Here is a 17,725-nt window from a genome sequence, read left to right as displayed (position 1 = left end):
TTTTTATTTGGAAAAAAGCCTTATGAAAAATAATTTTTCATAAGGCTTAGCTATTACGTAAAATAACGATTGTCACCCTCCGATTTGCTTGGCGGTGAGCATTGTTATCATTTGGAAAGAGTGGCTTGTACTCGCCGTATCCAGTAAATTGCAAGCGGTTTGCTGCAATATTTTTGGATTGAAAATAATGAAGAACACTAGCAGCTCTTGCAGAGGACAACTCCCAGTTTGAAGGATATGTAGTTGAAATAATTGGCACATTATCAGTATGTCCTTCAATGCTGATAGGATTCGAAACAGTATTGATTAATCCAACTAACCCGTCTAATGTTTGAAAAGAACGTTCCTTTAAGACAGCACTTCCAGAATCAAATAGGATGACTTCCTTTAAGGTAACCTCCACTCCTCGTTTTGAATCCTGAAGCGTTACAACTGTTTGTAAGTGGTTGTCAATGATATATTTCTCTAGTTTTTGTTTTAGTTGGTCCAGCTCGATGTCTTCTGTGGTTTTAACGACAACATTTGAACTGCTGTTAGGTTGCTGTTGTGGCTGTTGTTGAATTTTAATTTGCTTATTCTTTACTGAGGTTGTTGGACCGGATTGATGGTTTTCTATTTTGGCACCTGTCAATTCCGCTTTTAGAGCATTCATGAGTCCTTCATACTTATATTTATTGATGCTGCTTGATGCAAATAAAACTATAAATAAGGCTAATAAAAGAGTTAGAATGTCTGCATAAGGGATTAACCATGATTCGTCAATATGCTCTTCATGCTCTTCTTCAAACTTTTTACGCTGATTTCTCATGAACTTTGTCCTCTGTTTTTTTCTCAAACTTTTTACGATCTGAAGGTGCAATGTAGACTGATAATTTCTTTTCTAGTGCGCTAGGAGAAAGCCCTTGATAGACTCCGAGTAATCCATCAATCGTAAGAAGCTTCAATTCCTGTTCTTTCTTAGAAATTCGTTTTAATTTATTGGCTATTGGATGCCACAATACATATCCAGAAAAGATCCCCAGCAGGGTAGCAATAAATGCAGCTGAAATTGAATGTCCAAGTTTTTCGACATTATTTAAATTTCCAAGTGAGGCTATAAGGCCGATTACAGCACCAAGGACACCCAAAGTTGGAGCGTATGTTCCTGCTTGTGTAAAAATAAGTGCCCCTGTTTTATGGCGTTTATCAATCGCAGCGACCTCGTCTAATAGTACTTCTTCGACGAACTCAATGTCATGCCCATCAATGATCATTTCAAGTCCATTTTTGAAGAAAAGATCCTTTGTATCAACTGCAAATTCCTCAAGTGCAAGAATTCCTTCTTTTCTTGAAATCTCTGCACATAATACTAAACTGGAAATTTGTTCAGCTTTAGAAGGTAATTTTGGTTCAAACAAGGCAATTTTTAGTAGAATATGAATCTTTTTAATTTCACTAAATGGGAAGGCGATCAAAATTGCTGCTGCTGTACCTCCAAATATAATCAGATATGCAGCTGGATTGATTAATGCAGATAAAGAAGCCCCTTTTAAAACCATCCCAATACCTATCGCTAGGAGTGCTAACAATATTCCAAAAATACTAGACATCTTTTTCTCCTTATAATCAAAAAATAGTTTTATAAATTCATTGTACGTTAAACAGTAGAAATGAACAATAAAGTTTTTTTGATAATTTTTGATTCAAAAAATGATTAATTTTTGTTTGACCTGAATCTAATTATCCAGTAGTTTTATACAAAAGAGAACGATCCTAACCTTATTTTGGATATTTCCACTAAAACAAAAAAATGAATGTACGTTTGAAGGGATGCGATAAATAAAAAACAAATAATTTAGAAACTGCCAGCTATAAAATTAGGACAAGTTTTGTTAAGAAGCGGAGATGAGATAAAAGGTGATGATCTTGCAAGAAAACGGACTAGTAAAATTAAGCCAAATTATTCATGATTATTGCGGACTGAGTTACACTGATCGACTTCCAATGTTAAAAGAAAAAATTTCAAAACGGCTTACCGAACTCGGTCTCACGTATTGGGAATATTGCAGATACTTGAATATGAAGCCTCTGGAATGGGAGGTTCTTGTAGAGTTATTAACGATTAATGAAACGTATTTTTATCGGGAGGAAAACCAATTAAATGAGTGTTGTTCGCTTGTCCTGCCCAAGATAAAAGAGAAAAAAAGTGATCGTCCTCTACGGATTTGGAGTGCAGCCTGTTCGACTGGAGAGGAACCTTATACACTGGCAATGCTGATACAAGAAACAGGGGTATTTCCACCAGGTTCAGTCGAGATCATTGCAACGGATATAAATAAAAAGGTTCTCCAAAAAGCCAAAAATGGCTGGTACCATCATGGATCGTTTGCATTTCGGAGAATCCCTGAAAACCTTTTGAAGAAATATTTCTCAGACCAAAATGGTGGTTACCAAATCAATCATACAACTAAAAAAATGGTACAGTTTCAGCATTTGAACCTTTTAAATCATGAAACGGTAGAACAAATTGGTAAGGTTGACGTAATTTTCTGTAGAAATGTTTTGATCTATTTTGATCAGGATACGACCAAAAAGGTAATCCATCATTTACATCGGAATTTAACACCTGGCGGCTTCTTGTTTCTTGGTCATGCTGAATCTATTACTGATATGGCTTTAGGGTTTCAAAAAGTGGACTCAGGAAAGACTTTTTACTATCGAAAGGAACCAGATAAGGATGAAACAGTACGGTGTATTAGTGGTTGATGACTCCGCCTTTATGAGGAGGGCAATTAGCTTAATACTGGAAAATGACCCACAGTTATATGTAGTTGGTATCGCAAGGAATGGCATTGAAGCTGTTGAAAAGGTTCAAAGACTTCAACCTGATCTAGTTACAATGGATGTGGAAATGCCCGAAATGAATGGTCTGAGAGCATTGGAAGAAATTATGAAACTTTCACCAGTGCCTGTGGTAATGTTAAGCTCCCATACTCGGGAAGGTGCTGAGGAATCCTTTCAGTCTCTTCAGTACGGTGCTGTTGATTTCTTTTTAAAAGAAAATTTAATTAGGAATCAAGTAAGTTCAGATCAAACTCAAGAATTTTTACATCGGTTAAAGAGTAGTGTGGAAGCTAAAATTCCATGCACCTATCCAGTAGAGTACACTCCTGAAAAAAAAATAAGCTGCAATTACAGTCATGCCGATCTTATTTTCATAGGATGTTCAACAGGCGGTCCGTCAGCCCTACAAGCAATATTGCCGCGATTCCCTATGGATTTACCATTGCCTATTGTCGTTGCTCAACATATGCCGCCTGGATTTACTAAGCCTTTGGCAGAACGGTTTGATACCTTGTGTCAATTGAAAGTAAAAGAAGCCCAAAATGGTCAAAAAGTGAAGGCTGGGACAATTTATATCGCTCCTTCTGGATATCAAACAACGTTTGAAAAAGACCAAGAGGGTGATGTGATTTTCAAAGTTGATATCGATAATTCGGCCCAAGCTTTATATAGGCCTTCCATAGATATATCGCTCCATTCTGCTGCACCAATCTTTACAGACAGGCTTTTATCTGTAATTTTAACAGGTATGGGGGTAGATGGGATGCAAGGGTGTGGGTCAGTGAAAAAATACCGGGGAAGTGTATTGGTTGAAGCGGAGAAATCCTGTATTGTCTATGGAATGCCAAAAGCGGTTATGGAAGCTGGATATGCAGATGGACAATTTGAGCTTTCACAAATGTATCAGAAAATCATGTCTTTTATATAAATGATGTAGCAAAAACTATCAAAATATTATCCGGAAAATCGAAATAAAATTTTGTTTGTAATCAAAAAATCTCATGACGAAAACAGGTGCATGAGTTATAATGTATAGTAATTGTGATAGTTTCCAAATGAGAGGGGGAAGCTGTTTGGATGTCACACGAATTGATATCAAAATAAATCAAAAAACTTTCTCGGACAGAGAAAAGAAGATGTCAGCCTCATCACAAACCGAACCATCAGTTAATTTCACTAATCAATTATTAGCGATAGTTAATTTATTAGGTCAATCTTCGGAATCAGACGGGCAGACAAATGTGACATCATTGAAAAAGATGTCCGAAAAGATGGACAATGACCAACCAGATCCGACACCAGTAGACTTGTCACAGTTAAACTCTATTCTGTCCTCATGGTTTTCAGGAATTCAACAAACAGAACATTTAACAGTAAACCCTTCTTCAGGAGGAGGGTCTACACAACCAATTATGTCTAATTTCATAAATCCACAACTTCAAAAGACTTCAATAAACATAAGCAAGGAATTGACCAAGTGGCTACAAACAGCACAAGGAATTCAACAATCAATAACTGGAGACCAAAATCAGTTATTGGATGGGTTAGCAAAGTTAATCGGTGATTTAGAGTCAAATGGAGAACAAAAGTCATTTGAAGTTCCCAATGATATTAAAGATAAAATTCAAATAATTTTTAATGAACTAAAAATGGAAAAAAATCTTAGTGATAGAACAATGGTTGAAAAACAAAAAAATGAAAATCAGGATTTATCAAAAGGAAAAACGCAAGTTGGTAGTCTTGGATCGAAACCTCTATTAAGTATGGACAAATCTCAAGTTGTTTTTATGGTCCAACCCAATCCGGCAACGAGTATACGCGAAGGAGCAGGGGTGGAACGAGTTCCATTTTCACAAAAGGTGATTGATCAAACAACATCCAATGGGATGATAAATATCGTTAATCACCACATGCAATCATCTAACGGATCAAATGATTTAGAGGCAGGACAATTGCCACCCGTCCTTTCAATTTCTGAATTTGTTCCAGAAATGAGAGAGTGGATCGGCCGCAATATAATGATGACAAATCATCAATCAGGAGAAGCCGAGGCCAGATTCTTTTTAAATCCGGAACATTTGGGCAAAGTTGAAATCAAAATTACTTCCCTGGAAGGATTCATATCAGCACAAATTGTGACGGCAACTTCAATGGCAAAAGATGCGTTAGAAGGCCAGCTTCAGCAGTTGAAGCATTCACTTCAACAGCATGGTTTAATAGTTCAAGAGCTAGATATAGTACAGCAAACGCCAGTATCTGTGGATTCCAATCCAGCAAGTTTGTCATTTTCAAATGGTGGTGGATCCAGTTCCTCCTATGAACAACGACCCTTTTCTTCAGCTCAGAATCTATCAAAAAAACAGAATGAGTCTGATCAAAATGACATAGAGATAGAGCAGTTAGCAAATACATACGGAACCACTTCTAAGACAACATCAAGTATCGATTTCACTGCATAGAAAGGAACTGAGGTAAATGAGTAATTGGGTGGATGTAAACAATGTTTCTGCAAATAACTCAACCTATAAAAATAGTAAGACTTCTGTACAAAAAAACATTCTTGGAAAAGATGATTTTCTTCGAATTCTGACGACACAATTGTCACACCAAGATCCCTCTAGTCCTCTTCAGGATAAAGACTTTATTGCGCAGATGGCTACTTTTAGTTCGTTAGAACAAATGACGAATCTAAATAATTCATTTGATAAATTTGCTAACCTTCAAATGAGTCAGTATGCTGGTTCGATTGGAAAAGAGATTAGCTGGACACCAGAAGGAGCGATATCCCCAGAAACAGGTGTGGTAAATGGTGTTTCTTCTCAGGATGGAAATTATTTTTATATGGTTGGGGATGATAAAGTCCCAATGGAACAAGTTACCGAAATTAAGCAAACTACACCATAATTAAACTAACTCAATCAAATAGACATGAAAATAAGGAGGAACTCAAAGATGTTAAAGTCTCTTTACTCAGGGGTTTCAGGAATGAAGGGGTTTCAAACGAAACTTGATGTCATCGGAAATAATATTGCTAATGTCAATACAGTAGGATTCAAGAAAAGCCGTGTCATGTTCCAAGATATTATCAATCAAAATATCTCAGGTGCAACCGCACCAACTAGTATAAGCGGAGGTGTGAATTCTAAGCAAATTGGTCTTGGATCAAAAGTAGCTTCCATTGATACGATACATACCCCAGGCAGTCCAATGACAACCAATGTAGGGACGGATTTAGCCATTGATGGAGATGCATTTTTTGTCGTGACTCCACAAACTGGCGGAGGTGTAAGCTACTTGACAAGAGCTGGTAATTTCACGCTTGATGCAAATGGGAGTCTAGTCAACTCCAATGGATATTATGTTGCTGGAGTTGCAGTGGATAACAATGGCGTACAACATCAGATTCCGATTACTATATCAGATGACCAAAAGAGTAATCAGAAATTCACCTCCTATTCAATCGACTCAAATGGTTATATTAATGTGGTCCGTGAAGATGGAAAAAGCGGAAAATTAGCAATGGATCTTACTACCAACCAATATTATCTGAACAATTCGACGACCGCGAATCAAAATGAAAACATTTCTTTGGCTACCTCCGTCGTACCTAATCCAGGTGGATTAAAAAAGGTAGGAAATACCTTGTTTGAGGAAACTGGAAACTCTGGACTTGCTAATACTGGACGCATACTAGATAACAAGGGAGGTCAAATTGACACGGGTGTTCTTGAAATGTCGAATGTTGATTTAACTGATGAATTTACCGAAATGATTGTGGCACAGCGTGGTTTCCAGGCAAATGCGAAAACGATCACAACATCTGATTCAATTTTAGATGAGATTGTCAATTTGAAAAGATAGTAAAGCTATATTTTGATAATTAGTCTCAACCACTTCGTAAAAGCGAGAGAAACGTTTAAATCCTTATAACGGTATTGGTGCAACTTTATTTGAAAAGTTACATGATTCAATAAAAAAAGGAAGAATTAGGGGGATTTCAATTGGCAGATGTATTATCTCAACAAGAAATCGATGCCCTTTTATCAGCCTTAAATAACGGTGAACTGCAAGCAGCCGATGTAGTGGAGAAGCAGGAAAAAGTAAAAGTATATGATTTCAAACGGGCGATGCGGTATTCCAAGGAACAATTACGCAGTATCACCAGAATTCATGAAAATTTTACTCGGCTTATGACTTCCTATCTTTCAGCGCAACTTAGAACGTTCGTTCAAATTGATATCGATTTGGTAGATCAAGTTACCTACCATGAATTTATCGCGTCAATCCCCTCGCGAACAATTTTGAACGTCTTTGAGGTTAAACCGATGGATGGAAAAATGGTCATGGAAATTAATCCCCAAGTGGCATACGCAGTCATTGAACGTTTATTAGGAGGGCAAGGGGATCCGTCAGCACGTAACGGAACACTGACGGAAATTGAAACAGTGCTAATGCAAAAGGTGTTTACCCGCGCATTTGACATGTATCAAGATGCATGGAAGAACATTGAAAATATTAAAGTGAAATGGGAAGCAATCGAATCTAATCCACAATTTATTCAAATTGCCCCCCAAAATGACACTGTTATTGTCATTGTACTCCGTACAACTATCGGAGAGGTTACGGGAACGATGACACTTTGTCTGCCACATTTAATCGTGGAACCAGTAATGCCTAAATTATCTACACATCAATGGCTTTCTGCTATGACGAAAAGTAACATCCCTCAACAGGATCATTTAAAACACAATCTGGATACTGTCCATATTCCTGTGATTGCGGAATTAGGTAGGGCTACCTTACCCGTTTCTGATCTTCTGAACCTGCAAATAGGAGATGTCATTGGAATTGAAACAGGTAAACTAGAGGTAAAAATAGGGCAATTGACAAGGTTTCTTGGAAACCCGGGTCTTCAAAAAGGACGTTATGCAGTCCAAATTGACCAAGTAATCCACACCGAAGGAGATGAACTATAAAATGAGTGAGGGTTCACTTTCTCAAGAAGAGATCAACGCACTGTTCAATCAAGCAGAAGTAAAACGCACTTTAGATATCGATGATTTTTTGAGCTCTATAGAACAGGATGCATTAGGGGAGATTGGAAATATCTCTTTAGGAAGTTCTACTACTGCTCTTTCTACGCTGCTGAACCAACGGGTGGAAATTACGACACCGACTCTATCAGTAATTGAGCAGGAACGAATGGAAGAATTGATACAAGAAAAACATGTAGCCGTGCACGTAGATTATACGACAGGTATCCGAGGGAAAAACCTGTTAATGATTAAAGAAGTGGATGCTAAAATCATTGCTAATTTGATGATGGGCGGTGATGGCACTGAGTTGGACTCTGAATTATCGGAATTACACCTAAGCGCTGTTCAAGAAGCCATGAATCAAATGATGGGCTCGGCGGCCACTTCAATGTCGACAATGTTTAATCAAAAAGTAGACATTTCTCCGCCATCTATTGACATTCTTGGATTTCCTCCAAAAAAATTGGAAGATCTCGAGGACGAAATAATAATCGGTGTGTCATTCCGTTTAAAGGTAGGAAACCTCATTGATTCAAATATGAAACAGTTTATTCCACTTTCTTTTGGTAAGGAAATGATTCATTCCCTGCTTACAGGAAATTCAACATCAAGTGGGACAGCAACGAAGGAATTCTTGGTAATGCCAACGGAGAAAGTTGTTACCCAAACAGTACAAGTTTCGCCGGTTGATGGAAAAGAAAATAAACAAAGTTCCACACATACTTCGGCAAATGCCAATGTCCAAAAGGTCGAATATACCACTTTTACTGAACCTCCTGTGGTCAGTACAGGTCTAGGTAATATTAACCTGTTATATGATATTCCGTTGGAAATTTCCGTAGAGCTCGGTCGTACGGAAATGCAAATTCGAAATATCCTTGAATTAGGACCAGGTGCTGTTATTCAACTAGAAAAATTAGCGGGTGAACCAGTGGATATTTTAGCTAACCACAAGCTGATAGCTAAAGGAGAAGTGGTCGTAATTGAAGAAAACTTTGGTGTTCGAATTACAGACATCATGAGCCAAATTGATCGATTAACAAAAATGACCACATAATTTTCAACAGCATATAGGAGGAGAATCGTATGGCTAAAGTATTAATTGTAGATGATGCAGCATTTATGCGAATGATGTTAAAAGATATTTTGACTAAAAATGGACTTGAAGTTGCTGGTGAAGCCGTGAATGGTGCCGATGCTATTGAAAAGTACCGTGAAATACAGCCCGATGTAGTGACGATGGATATTACTATGCCTGAAATGGATGGGATCTCGGCCGTTAAGGAAATTAGAGCCATACATCCCCAGGCTAAAATCATTATGTGTTCTGCAATGGGGCAGCAGCCAATGGTATTAGAGGCGATTCAAGCGGGTGCGAAAGATTTTGTTGTGAAACCTTTCCAACCAGATCGAGTTATGGAATCTATTAAAAAAGTTTTGGGAATATAGATATACGGATTAATCTTATTAATAGACTATAAAATTTAGCTAATAAAGGAGGGAAACGGTTGGGTACTCCTAAATTAGGGAATTGTTCCAGATGCGGAAAGCTATTCTTACGCATCAGAAATTTTTGTGACGAATGTTATCAGAAACAAGAAGATGATTTTTTGAAGGCAGCAGCTTTCCTTCGTGACTTTCCTGGAAGTACGATTCAAGAAGTAAATGAAGCCACAAAAGTTACCGTTGCTCAAATTCGTCAATTTATCTGGGATGGCCGTATTCTAGTCAGTGATTTACCAAACTTATCTTACCCCTGCGAAACATGCGGGAATATGATACGAGCTGGAAGGACATGCTCAACCTGCATCGAGACACTAAATAAACTGGCTTCTCAGATTAATAATGAAAAAAATGAAATCAATCAGGAACGGAATGGGAAAACGGGCGGCTATATAAAAAACTATTTGTAAGAAATAGGAGCGAGAGATGTAAGGAACAATTTGGTTGTTTCCTTTTACTCTCGTTTTTTTTGTTTGAAAATGATTAAAGGTATTCTATCTGATTTTTTTGATAATCAATCAATTCCATCAAAAAGACAGTTAAGATTTATTAAAATGCACTAATTAATAGTACAAACTATCAAAAAATTTTGAAATACAATCAAAAACTATGCTAAGATATGTTATATATGCCTCAATCCACAGATATCTATTAATTGAAAAGGGGAGCAATAATAATGTTGGATAAAGAGTCAGCTTACACATTAAGTAGATTGTTCAAGAATACTTCAAGTAAAATGTCGATGGGGGTTAAACAATGGGGTAGTTTTATCCTTATCCTTATTTTCTTAGTGTCAATATCGTTTATTTCCTATAAAAATATCAGGCATTTAATTGATCAAATGGACTACATAGGGAAAACTCAGGTGACAAAGATTGATATAATAGGAAATTTGAAAGAAGAGTTAACAAGTGTTCGTCTTTATGCCGCCAACCACGCATTCGAGCGCGACGGGGCAGAGAAACAAAAAATGGAGAAACTTATTAATCAGGACATTACTAAAATAAGAACAAATATAAAAGAAATGGAAAAATTAAACGAATCTGATGGAAATAAGAAATTATTAGAGGTGTTTAGCAACAACTTTGATAAATATGTTCATATCATTCCATTTTTCTTTAAAGAATCAAGAGGTAACAATTATGACTCAGTGCATTCACAATTGGTGTTTTTGGCTATTATGGGTGGTAAAACCAACGTATCTCTTGATTATTTTGCAAACGGTATTCAAAAAAACAACGATGCAATCATCAAAGTATCAGAGCAGGATTCAGCCAATTCTACGAATCAAATCATGATCGTGTCCATAGTTGCTCTTATCTTTAGTATTCTAATTGCTTTCATGATCACCAGACTGATTGGACGCTCTGTTACAAGAGTTGTAAAAAATGTAGACATTACTACGAATTCTGTTACAGAAATTAAAAAATCAATTGATATAACTGCTTTGAGTGCAAACGAATTAGATGCATCGATGAACAAGGCAAACGTTGCGGTTAGCGAATTGGTTACCTCTATTCAACAGGTAGCAGGGAGCACCAATGTAACGGCTTCGGGAGTAGATGAAATCTCTGCAGCTGTTGAACAAATGAGCGCTTCTATTAATCTGGTTGCGGCAAGTGCTGATCAGTTAGATGAATCAGCTGATGAAACATCAGCTGCAATTCAGGAAATGATGACTTCAATCGAACAAGTGGCTGTAAATGTTGGTTATGCTGGAGCAAGTGTCGAACAAATTTCGGCAGCAATTGAAGAAATGAGCAAGTCAATTAAAGGGGTTAACAATCATGCAGAAAGTTTAACCGATAAAGCTGGACAAACTACTGATACCGTTGAAGAAATGGTTATGTCTATTAAGCAAATAGCAGACAGTGCTCAAACTGTTAACCAGCTTAGTAACTCTGTTAAAAATGATGCCCTTGAAGGAACTCTATCACTAAAAGAAACCTTAAATGGAATGCAAGAACTTTCTCAGGTTATAAACCAAGCAAGTAATGTTATGGTAACCTTAGGAAAAAGTTCTGAAGAAATCGGATCGATTATTAAAGTTATAGATGATATTGCTGATCAAACTAACCTATTGGCACTAAATGCTGCTATCGAAGCTGCACGTGCTGGAGAGCAAGGAAGAGGATTTGCAGTTGTAGCAGATGAAGTGCGTAAATTAGCAGAACGTTCAGCAAGAGCAACGAAAGAAATAGCTGTCCTAATCAAAGGGATTCAAAATGAAACTGCTGTTGCTGTCACCTCTATCACAGAGGGGGCTAAAAAAGTACAGGTTGGAAATCAATTGGCGGATAAAACCAATCAAGCCATCAAAAAAATAACTGATGGTATCGCCCAAGTGACAAACGAAATGAGTCAAATTGCAAAAGCAACGGAAGAACAAACAAAGAATAGTGAATTCTTCGCAAAGGCAGTTGAGAATGTAGCAAAGCAAGCAACTGAAATGACCCATTCAACAAAAGAACAATCGATTACTGCTGAAGAAATCTTAAGTGGTATTATTACGATTAAAGAACAGGTTCAACAAATCTCTGTAGCAACGGCTGAACAAGCGAAAGGTAGTCATGCTATCGTAACTGCAGTAGAAAACGTAACAAACCAATCAGGATCTGTGAACTATGCAGCTAAGGAACAAGCCCTAACAGCCGAAGAAATTGTTCGCAATATTAACAGCATTAAGGAAATGGTCCAACAAATGACGATTGCTGCAAGTGATCAAGTAAGATATGGTCAAGAAATAGCTTTAGAGGTCGAAAATGTTCATAAACAAACCGAAGAGTTGAATACCAGTATTGATATTCAAACCAAAGAAGTGGAAGAGGTAGTGCAGGCTATCACTGATGTAAATATACAAATTAAAAAATTAAAGTAATTGGCTTTGGAATGAAACGCTTTCGCAAACTATGGGAAGGCGTTTTTATTTTTCCATATGAAATCAAATGGTTTATTTTATTGTCTTGACCTAATAAGGATATAAAAATATATCAAAAACTAAAAAACTATCAAAAAGTTTTGAGTGAAAAATCAAAAACTATGCTAATATGAAGAATATATATAAGTCTTTTGTATGCTATTTAGCGAGGGGAGTTTGTAATGGACTTAAGTAATTACATAGAGATGTTTATTGAAGAATCAAAAGAACATTTGCAAGCAATAAACGTCGAACTTTTAAAACTAGAAACGGAACCAGAAAATACAGCTATTGTTAACGAAATCTTTCGTTCGGCACACACACTTAAAGGAATGGCTGGTTCAATGGGCTTTGAAGACCTAGCCTCATTGACTCATGAAATGGAAAATGTATTGGATCTTCTTCGTAATTCTAAATTAACGATTACTCCAGAAATTATGGATGTTATTTTTAAGTGTGTAGACCTCATTGAAAAAATGGTAGACAACATCGAGCAAGGCGGTGATGGTAAAGTAAATGTTACTGACATCGTTGCTCAGCTAGTACGGATACAAAATCCCTCCCTTTCATTTCAATCGGAATTTTTGGATGCGTCTCGTGAAGTAGCTGTTACTGCGGAATTTGTGATTGACGAGTTTCAATTGTCCGTTATCAATGAGGCGAAAAAGCTAGGAAATAAGGTATATCAAATCACGGTTACGCTGGATGAAAAATGTGTAATGAAATCGGTTCGTGCCTACTTGATCTTTCAAACTGCTGAAGAATTAGGAGAAATCATACAAACCGATCCAACTATCGAACAAATAGAAGAAGAGAAATTTGGAGATTCTTTTACCCTTTTGCTATTGTCTAATCAAAACGCTCAAGAAATACATAGACAGATAGGCAATATCTCAGAAGTAATAAATGTGAAAGTGTTTGAGAGTATGAATCAAGAGAGCTCAGGAAGTACCAGCTTCTCAAACGAAACAATAGATGAACAAACCAACATACCGACAGAAAAAGAAAATTCTGGTGCACAAAAGAAAAAAACACGTTCAAAATCAATTCGGGTAGACAGTGAAAAACTTGATCAGTTAATGAACCTATTCAGTGAAATAATTATTGATCGAGGTAGACTAGAGCAGATTGCAAGAAAATTTCAACTTTCTGAACTAAGGGAGACCGTTGAACATATGACACGGATATCTACCGATCTGCAAGAACTCATTTTGAATATGAGAATGGTACAGGTAGACCAGGTATTTAACCGGTTTCCCAGGATGATCCGAGACCTGGCAAAGGATCTTAATAAAAAAGTTCAATTGGTGGTAGAAGGCGAAGAAACTGAATTAGATCGTACCGTTATTGACGAAATCGGTGATCCCCTAGTGCACCTTCTGCGAAATGCCTTAGATCATGGGCTTGAGTCCATGGAAGAAAGAGCATTCAGCAATAAACCTGTAGAAGGCAAAATTTTGTTGAAAGCTTACCATAGTGGAAATCATGTGTTTATCGAAGTGGTTGACGATGGAAAGGGCATTAACCGTGAAAAAGTACTGAATAAGGCGATTGAACGTGGAGTAGTTACATTAGAGGAAGCTAAAACTCTTACAGATCAGCAAGTAAATGCACTTATTTTCTCTTCTGGTTTTAGTACAGCAGATAAAATTTCGGATATTTCTGGTCGCGGCGTGGGCCTTGACGTTGTTAAGACTAAAATCGAATCTCTGGGTGGTGGAATAAGTATCGATTCAACCTTAGGAAAAGGTTCGATTTTTCGCATCCAGCTTCCATTAACATTATCTATTATTCATACCATGCTCGTAAAAGTAGAAGAGGAAACCTACGCAATTCCGTTCAGTTCGATTGTGGAAATTACGATGGTATCTGAGGATCAGGTGTATACCCTTCAAGGAAAAAAGGTAATTCAATTTCGTGGACAGGTCGTGCCGTTAGTTTATTTAAAAAAGGTTTTTAACACGCCACAGGTCAAAGCGGTGACTACTACTAAACAGCAATATCTTGTCATCGTTCGAAAAGAAAATAAGATTGCTGGCTTACTGGTTTCAATGGTTCTCGGACAACAAGAGGTTGTATTGAAATCATTGGGAGGTTTTTTAAAGAATTTATTTGCAATTTCTGGAGCGACCATCCTTGGTAATGGTGAAGTAGCGTTAATTATAGATTCAAATAAATTTTTTAACTAGGAAGGGTGAACTTTCTTAATGGAATTATTCAAAATAGTAGCCTTTAAATTAGGAGAAGAAGAATATGGATTAGAGATAGAATATGTAAAGTCTATTGAACGAATCCATCAGGTAACAAGGGTTCCCAATGCACCAGAATATGTTAAAGGTGTTATTAATCTTCGGGGAAATGTCACACCAATTATTGACCTTCGCAGTATGTTGAGCCAAGGAGAGGCAAATTATACTGAAAATTCAAGAGTGATCATCACGAAATTTGATGACATTGAATTGGGGTTGATTGTCGATCAAACGAGTAATGTTATCGATATAGATCCTCAAGATATTGAAGCACCTTCTGCTGGTGGTATCGATTCTAATTATATTGGTGGAATTGCCAAAGTCCAGGGACGATTGATCAGTCTAATAAAATTAGCGGAGTTGGTGGGTGTTACTAGCAACTAATTTTTTTCCCATCGTTATACATATACCATTTTGTAAGAAGGAGAGAGGAACCTTTAATGGACAATCTGAAGTTTCAGGATTTCAAAATGCTCGTTTTTAAAGTAGGTAGGGAAGAGTATGGGATTCAAATCAGTAATGTAGTTTCCATAGAACGGATGAACTCGATTTCGATTTACCCTAATATGCCTCCGCATGTGTTAGGAGTAACTTCTATCCGAAATATAGTGATGCCTGTCGTGGACTTGCGTTCAGCCCTTACTGGGAAACTCTTGCCACCAACTGAAACAACAAGACTTATTCTCGTTAATGTTAGAGAACGAGAAATTGGACTAGTGGTTGATACAGCTACGGAAGTGTTGGATATTGCACCTGATATGATTCAACATCCAAATCTATTGGAAACAAAGGATGTAACCTTTTTGCAGGGCATATCTAAAATTGGCGACCGCTTGTTAATTTTATTGGATATTGAAGAATTACTTCAAGACACAACCAATTTAGATGCATTAAAAGATATGATAGATTCCTTCAAAAATGAAGAATCATAGTTGGAATTTAACTATTTCAAAAAAGGAGAGTTTAAAAGATGTTTGATAAACTGGTAAAAAAACCATCAAGTAAAAAAACAAATAAATCATCCAGTAAATTTTCAATGGCTTGGAAACTATGGGGCAGTTATATGCTCGTTATTTTATTATTTGGATCGATAACGTTTGTTTCCTACAAGGATATCAATAACTTAAAAAATCAATTACTACAATTAGGACAAACTCAAATGCCGCAGATACAATTAATAGGTAACGTAAAAGAGGAGGTCGCACTTCTCCGTTTATATACAACCAAGCACGCGTTCGAGCAGGACTCAGATGAAAAATCAAAAGTGGCAACGTTGATTACTCAAGATATTAGAAATGTAAGAGATAATATCAAAGAATTAGGAAAACAAACCAATTCGATTGATAACAAAAAATTATTGGCAGAATTCAGCAAAAACTTTGAGGACTACGTAGGGATTATTCCAATGTTTATTGCAGATTCTTCAGCTAATAATTATAATGCTTTAAACGGAGAGATGGGGGCTTTGGAAACGCTTGGCAATACTACCGTTCTTTCCCTTAAAAAACTTGATAGTAATATAATGAAAAACACCAATGCCACAATAAGTGATTCTGTGCAAAATTCAACTCGTTCCACCAATGAAATTATTATTGTTTCCGTTGTTACTGCTCTATTTAGCATCTTAATCTCAATCTTAATGACAAGGCTCATTGGTCGTTCTGTTTCAAAGGTTGTAAAAAACGTTGACATCACGACTAATTCTGTTTCTGAAATTAAAAAATCGATTGACAAAACAGCGAATAGTGCACTTGAATTAGATGCTTCCATGAACAAAGCAAACGATTCTGTAAGTGAACTGGTTATATCTATTCAACAGGTGGCAGGAAATACAACAATTGCTGCTTCTGGAGTGGATGAAATTTCCGCGGCCGTTGAACAAATGAGCGCTTCTATTAATATGGTTTCGGCAAGTGCAGATCATTTAGACGCTTCTGCTGAAGAAACTTCTTCAGCTATTCAGGAAATGATGGTTTCTATCGAACAAGTAGCAGTTAGCGTTGGGAATGCGGGGGCAAGTGTAGAACAAATCTCAGCTGCAATTGAAGAAATGAGTACGTCCATTAAAGGTGTTAATGAACATGCAGAAAGTTTAACTGATCAAGCTGGTCAAACTTCTAATTCCGTAGAAGAAATGGTTATGTCGATTAAGCAAATTGCAGATAGCGCTCAAACAGTCAACCAGCTTAGCAACTCGGTTAAGGATGATGCTCTTGAAGGAACTTTGGCACTTAATGAAACATTGAATGGCATGAAAGAAATTTCTCAGGTTATCAATCAAGCAAGTTATGTTATGGAAACCTTGGGAAAAAGCTCTGAAGAAATCGGCAGTATTATTGAAGTCATTGATGATATTGCTGAACAGACCAATCTATTGGCACTCAATGCTGCTATTGAAGCTGCACGTGCTGGTGAGCATGGAAAAGGCTTTGCGGTAGTTGCTGATGAGGTGCGTAAATTAGCAGAACGATCTGCTAAAGCTACCAAAGAAATATCCGGCCTGATAAAAGGAATTCAAAACGAAACAGCTGTTGCTGTAACCTCTATTAAAGACGGAGCCATTAAAGTGAAAGTTGGTAATCAATTAGCGGATAAAACGAACCAAGCCATCAAGAAAATAACTGAAGGTATCGCCCAAGTGACAGAGGAAATGGATCAAATTGCCAAGGCAACGGAAGAACAAAAAAAGAATAGTGAATTTTTCGCAGAAGCGGTTGAGAATGTATCAAAGCAAGCAACTGAAATGACTCATTCTACAAAAGAACAATCAATCACAGCTGAAGAAATCTTAACAGGAATCACTACTATAAAAGGACAGGTACAGCAAATCTCGATTGCAACGGCAGAACAAGCAAAGGGCAGTCATGCAATCGTATCAGCAGTTGAAAACGTAACAAACCAATCAGGTTCAGTGTCTAACGCAGCAAAGGAACAATCCCTTACAGCTGAAGAAATTGTTCGTAATATCACCAGTATTAAAGATATGGTCCAACAAATGACAATTGCTACGAGTGACCAAGCAAAATATGGGACAGAAATTGCACTTGAAGTTGAAAATGTTCTTAAACAAACTGAAGAATTAAATACCAGTATAGAAACTCAAACCAAGGAAGTAGGAGAGGTGGCACAGGCTATTACTGACGTAAATAAACAAATTATTAAATTAAAATAATGAATTTTAAGGATAAGACGATTTT

16 protein-coding genes are annotated in these 17,725 nt (G+C 37.0%); 14 read left to right on the top strand and 2 right to left on the bottom strand.

Features of this window, described 5'->3' with window-relative positions:
• Window positions 1–46 precede the first annotated feature (46 nt).
• Both J2S10_RS13750 and motA read right to left on the bottom strand, forming a co-directional pair.
• Complete coding sequence (locus J2S10_RS13750; protein ID WP_307408656.1) at window positions 47–808, bottom strand: flagellar motor protein MotB; 762 nt, start codon at window positions 806–808, stop codon at window positions 47–49.
• Window positions 792–1,589: a flagellar motor stator protein MotA gene (motA, locus tag J2S10_RS13745; RefSeq protein ID WP_307408653.1), complete on the bottom strand. Its 798-nt coding sequence runs from the start codon at window positions 1,587–1,589 to the stop codon at window positions 792–794. Before motA ends, J2S10_RS13750 begins: the two co-directional genes overlap by 17 nt.
• Before the next feature lie 310 nt (window positions 1,590–1,899).
• On the opposite strand from motA, the gene J2S10_RS13740 reads away from it, so the two are divergent.
• The 14 genes from J2S10_RS13740 to J2S10_RS13675 all read left to right on the top strand — a co-directional run bounded on the left by J2S10_RS13740 (window position 1,900) and on the right by J2S10_RS13675 (window position 17,700).
• A complete protein-coding gene (locus J2S10_RS13740) occupies window positions 1,900–2,745 on the top strand; it encodes a CheR family methyltransferase (protein ID WP_307408652.1) in 846 nt (281 codons plus the stop codon).
• Window positions 2,717–3,751 carry a protein-glutamate methylesterase/protein-glutamine glutaminase gene (locus J2S10_RS13735; protein WP_307408650.1) on the top strand — a complete coding sequence of 345 codons (1,035 nt, stop codon included), beginning with the start codon at window positions 2,717–2,719 and terminating at the stop codon, window positions 3,749–3,751. Before J2S10_RS13740 ends, J2S10_RS13735 begins: the two co-directional genes overlap by 29 nt.
• Window positions 3,752–3,896: 145 nt before the next feature.
• The gene (locus J2S10_RS13730) at window positions 3,897–5,282 is read left to right on the top strand and encodes a flagellar hook-length control protein FliK (protein ID WP_307408648.1); all 1,386 of its coding nucleotides are present in this window, start codon (window positions 3,897–3,899) and stop codon (window positions 5,280–5,282) included.
• Window positions 5,283–5,298: 16 nt separating this feature from the next.
• Window positions 5,299–5,727: a flagellar hook assembly protein FlgD gene (flgD, locus tag J2S10_RS13725; protein WP_307408646.1), complete on the top strand. Its 429-nt coding sequence runs from the start codon at window positions 5,299–5,301 to the stop codon at window positions 5,725–5,727.
• Window positions 5,728–5,775: 48 nt separating this feature from the next.
• Complete coding sequence (locus J2S10_RS13720) at window positions 5,776–6,684, top strand: flagellar hook-basal body complex protein (protein ID WP_307408644.1); 909 nt, start codon at window positions 5,776–5,778, stop codon at window positions 6,682–6,684.
• A 140-nt stretch (window positions 6,685–6,824) separates the two neighbouring features.
• On the top strand, window positions 6,825–7,799 hold the full coding sequence (fliM, locus tag J2S10_RS13715) for a flagellar motor switch protein FliM (protein WP_307408642.1): 975 nt from the start codon (window positions 6,825–6,827) through the stop codon (window positions 7,797–7,799).
• Between the two features lies 1 nt (window position 7,800).
• On the top strand, window positions 7,801–8,916 hold the full coding sequence (gene fliY / locus J2S10_RS13710; protein ID WP_307408640.1) for a flagellar motor switch phosphatase FliY: 1,116 nt from the start codon (window positions 7,801–7,803) through the stop codon (window positions 8,914–8,916).
• Between the two features lie 29 nt (window positions 8,917–8,945).
• Entirely contained in the window at window positions 8,946–9,308 is a 363-nt protein-coding gene (locus J2S10_RS13705) for a response regulator (RefSeq protein ID WP_307408638.1), read from the top strand.
• Window positions 9,309–9,367: 59 nt separating this feature from the next.
• Entirely contained in the window at window positions 9,368–9,772 is a 405-nt protein-coding gene (locus tag J2S10_RS13700) for a flagellar protein (protein ID WP_307408637.1), read from the top strand.
• Between the two features lie 266 nt (window positions 9,773–10,038).
• Complete coding sequence (locus tag J2S10_RS13695; protein WP_307408635.1) at window positions 10,039–12,240, top strand: methyl-accepting chemotaxis protein; 2,202 nt, start codon at window positions 10,039–10,041, stop codon at window positions 12,238–12,240.
• 221 nt (window positions 12,241–12,461) lie between these two features.
• The gene (locus J2S10_RS13690) at window positions 12,462–14,468 is read left to right on the top strand and encodes a chemotaxis protein CheA (RefSeq protein ID WP_307408634.1); all 2,007 of its coding nucleotides are present in this window, start codon (window positions 12,462–12,464) and stop codon (window positions 14,466–14,468) included.
• Between the two features lie 18 nt (window positions 14,469–14,486).
• Complete coding sequence (locus tag J2S10_RS13685) at window positions 14,487–14,912, top strand: chemotaxis protein CheW (RefSeq protein ID WP_307408632.1); 426 nt, start codon at window positions 14,487–14,489, stop codon at window positions 14,910–14,912.
• Window positions 14,913–14,968: 56 nt separating this feature from the next.
• Window positions 14,969–15,460, top strand: coding sequence for a chemotaxis protein CheW (locus J2S10_RS13680; RefSeq protein ID WP_307408630.1), 492 nt, complete (start codon window positions 14,969–14,971; stop codon window positions 15,458–15,460).
• A 38-nt stretch (window positions 15,461–15,498) separates the two neighbouring features.
• Entirely contained in the window at window positions 15,499–17,700 is a 2,202-nt protein-coding gene (locus tag J2S10_RS13675) for a methyl-accepting chemotaxis protein (RefSeq protein WP_307408628.1), read from the top strand.
• Window positions 17,701–17,725 lie beyond the last annotated feature (25 nt).

The organism is Neobacillus ginsengisoli (assembly GCF_030813055.1).
Note: the sequence above shows the minus strand (reverse complement) of the source record. Positions and strands in the feature narration are given on the sequence as shown.

Coding starts and splice junctions, on each gene's coding strand:
- J2S10_RS13750 (WP_307408656.1), bottom strand. CDS start 808: ATGAGAAATCAGCGTAAAAAGTTTGAAGAAGAGCATGAAGAGCATATT.
- motA (WP_307408653.1), bottom strand. CDS start 1,589: ATGTCTAGTATTTTTGGAATATTGTTAGCACTCCTAGCGATAGGTATT.
- J2S10_RS13740 (WP_307408652.1), top strand. CDS start 1,900: ATGATCTTGCAAGAAAACGGACTAGTAAAATTAAGCCAAATTATTCAT.
- J2S10_RS13735 (WP_307408650.1), top strand. CDS start 2,717: ATGAAACAGTACGGTGTATTAGTGGTTGATGACTCCGCCTTTATGAGG.
- flgD (WP_307408646.1), top strand. CDS start 5,299: ATGAGTAATTGGGTGGATGTAAACAATGTTTCTGCAAATAACTCAACC.
- J2S10_RS13720 (WP_307408644.1), top strand. CDS start 5,776: ATGTTAAAGTCTCTTTACTCAGGGGTTTCAGGAATGAAGGGGTTTCAA.
- fliY (WP_307408640.1), top strand. CDS start 7,801: ATGAGTGAGGGTTCACTTTCTCAAGAAGAGATCAACGCACTGTTCAAT.
- J2S10_RS13705 (WP_307408638.1), top strand. CDS start 8,946: ATGGCTAAAGTATTAATTGTAGATGATGCAGCATTTATGCGAATGATG.
- J2S10_RS13695 (WP_307408635.1), top strand. CDS start 10,039: ATGTTGGATAAAGAGTCAGCTTACACATTAAGTAGATTGTTCAAGAAT.
- J2S10_RS13690 (WP_307408634.1), top strand. CDS start 12,462: ATGGACTTAAGTAATTACATAGAGATGTTTATTGAAGAATCAAAAGAA.
- J2S10_RS13685 (WP_307408632.1), top strand. CDS start 14,487: ATGGAATTATTCAAAATAGTAGCCTTTAAATTAGGAGAAGAAGAATAT.
- J2S10_RS13680 (WP_307408630.1), top strand. CDS start 14,969: ATGGACAATCTGAAGTTTCAGGATTTCAAAATGCTCGTTTTTAAAGTA.
- J2S10_RS13675 (WP_307408628.1), top strand. CDS start 15,499: ATGTTTGATAAACTGGTAAAAAAACCATCAAGTAAAAAAACAAATAAA.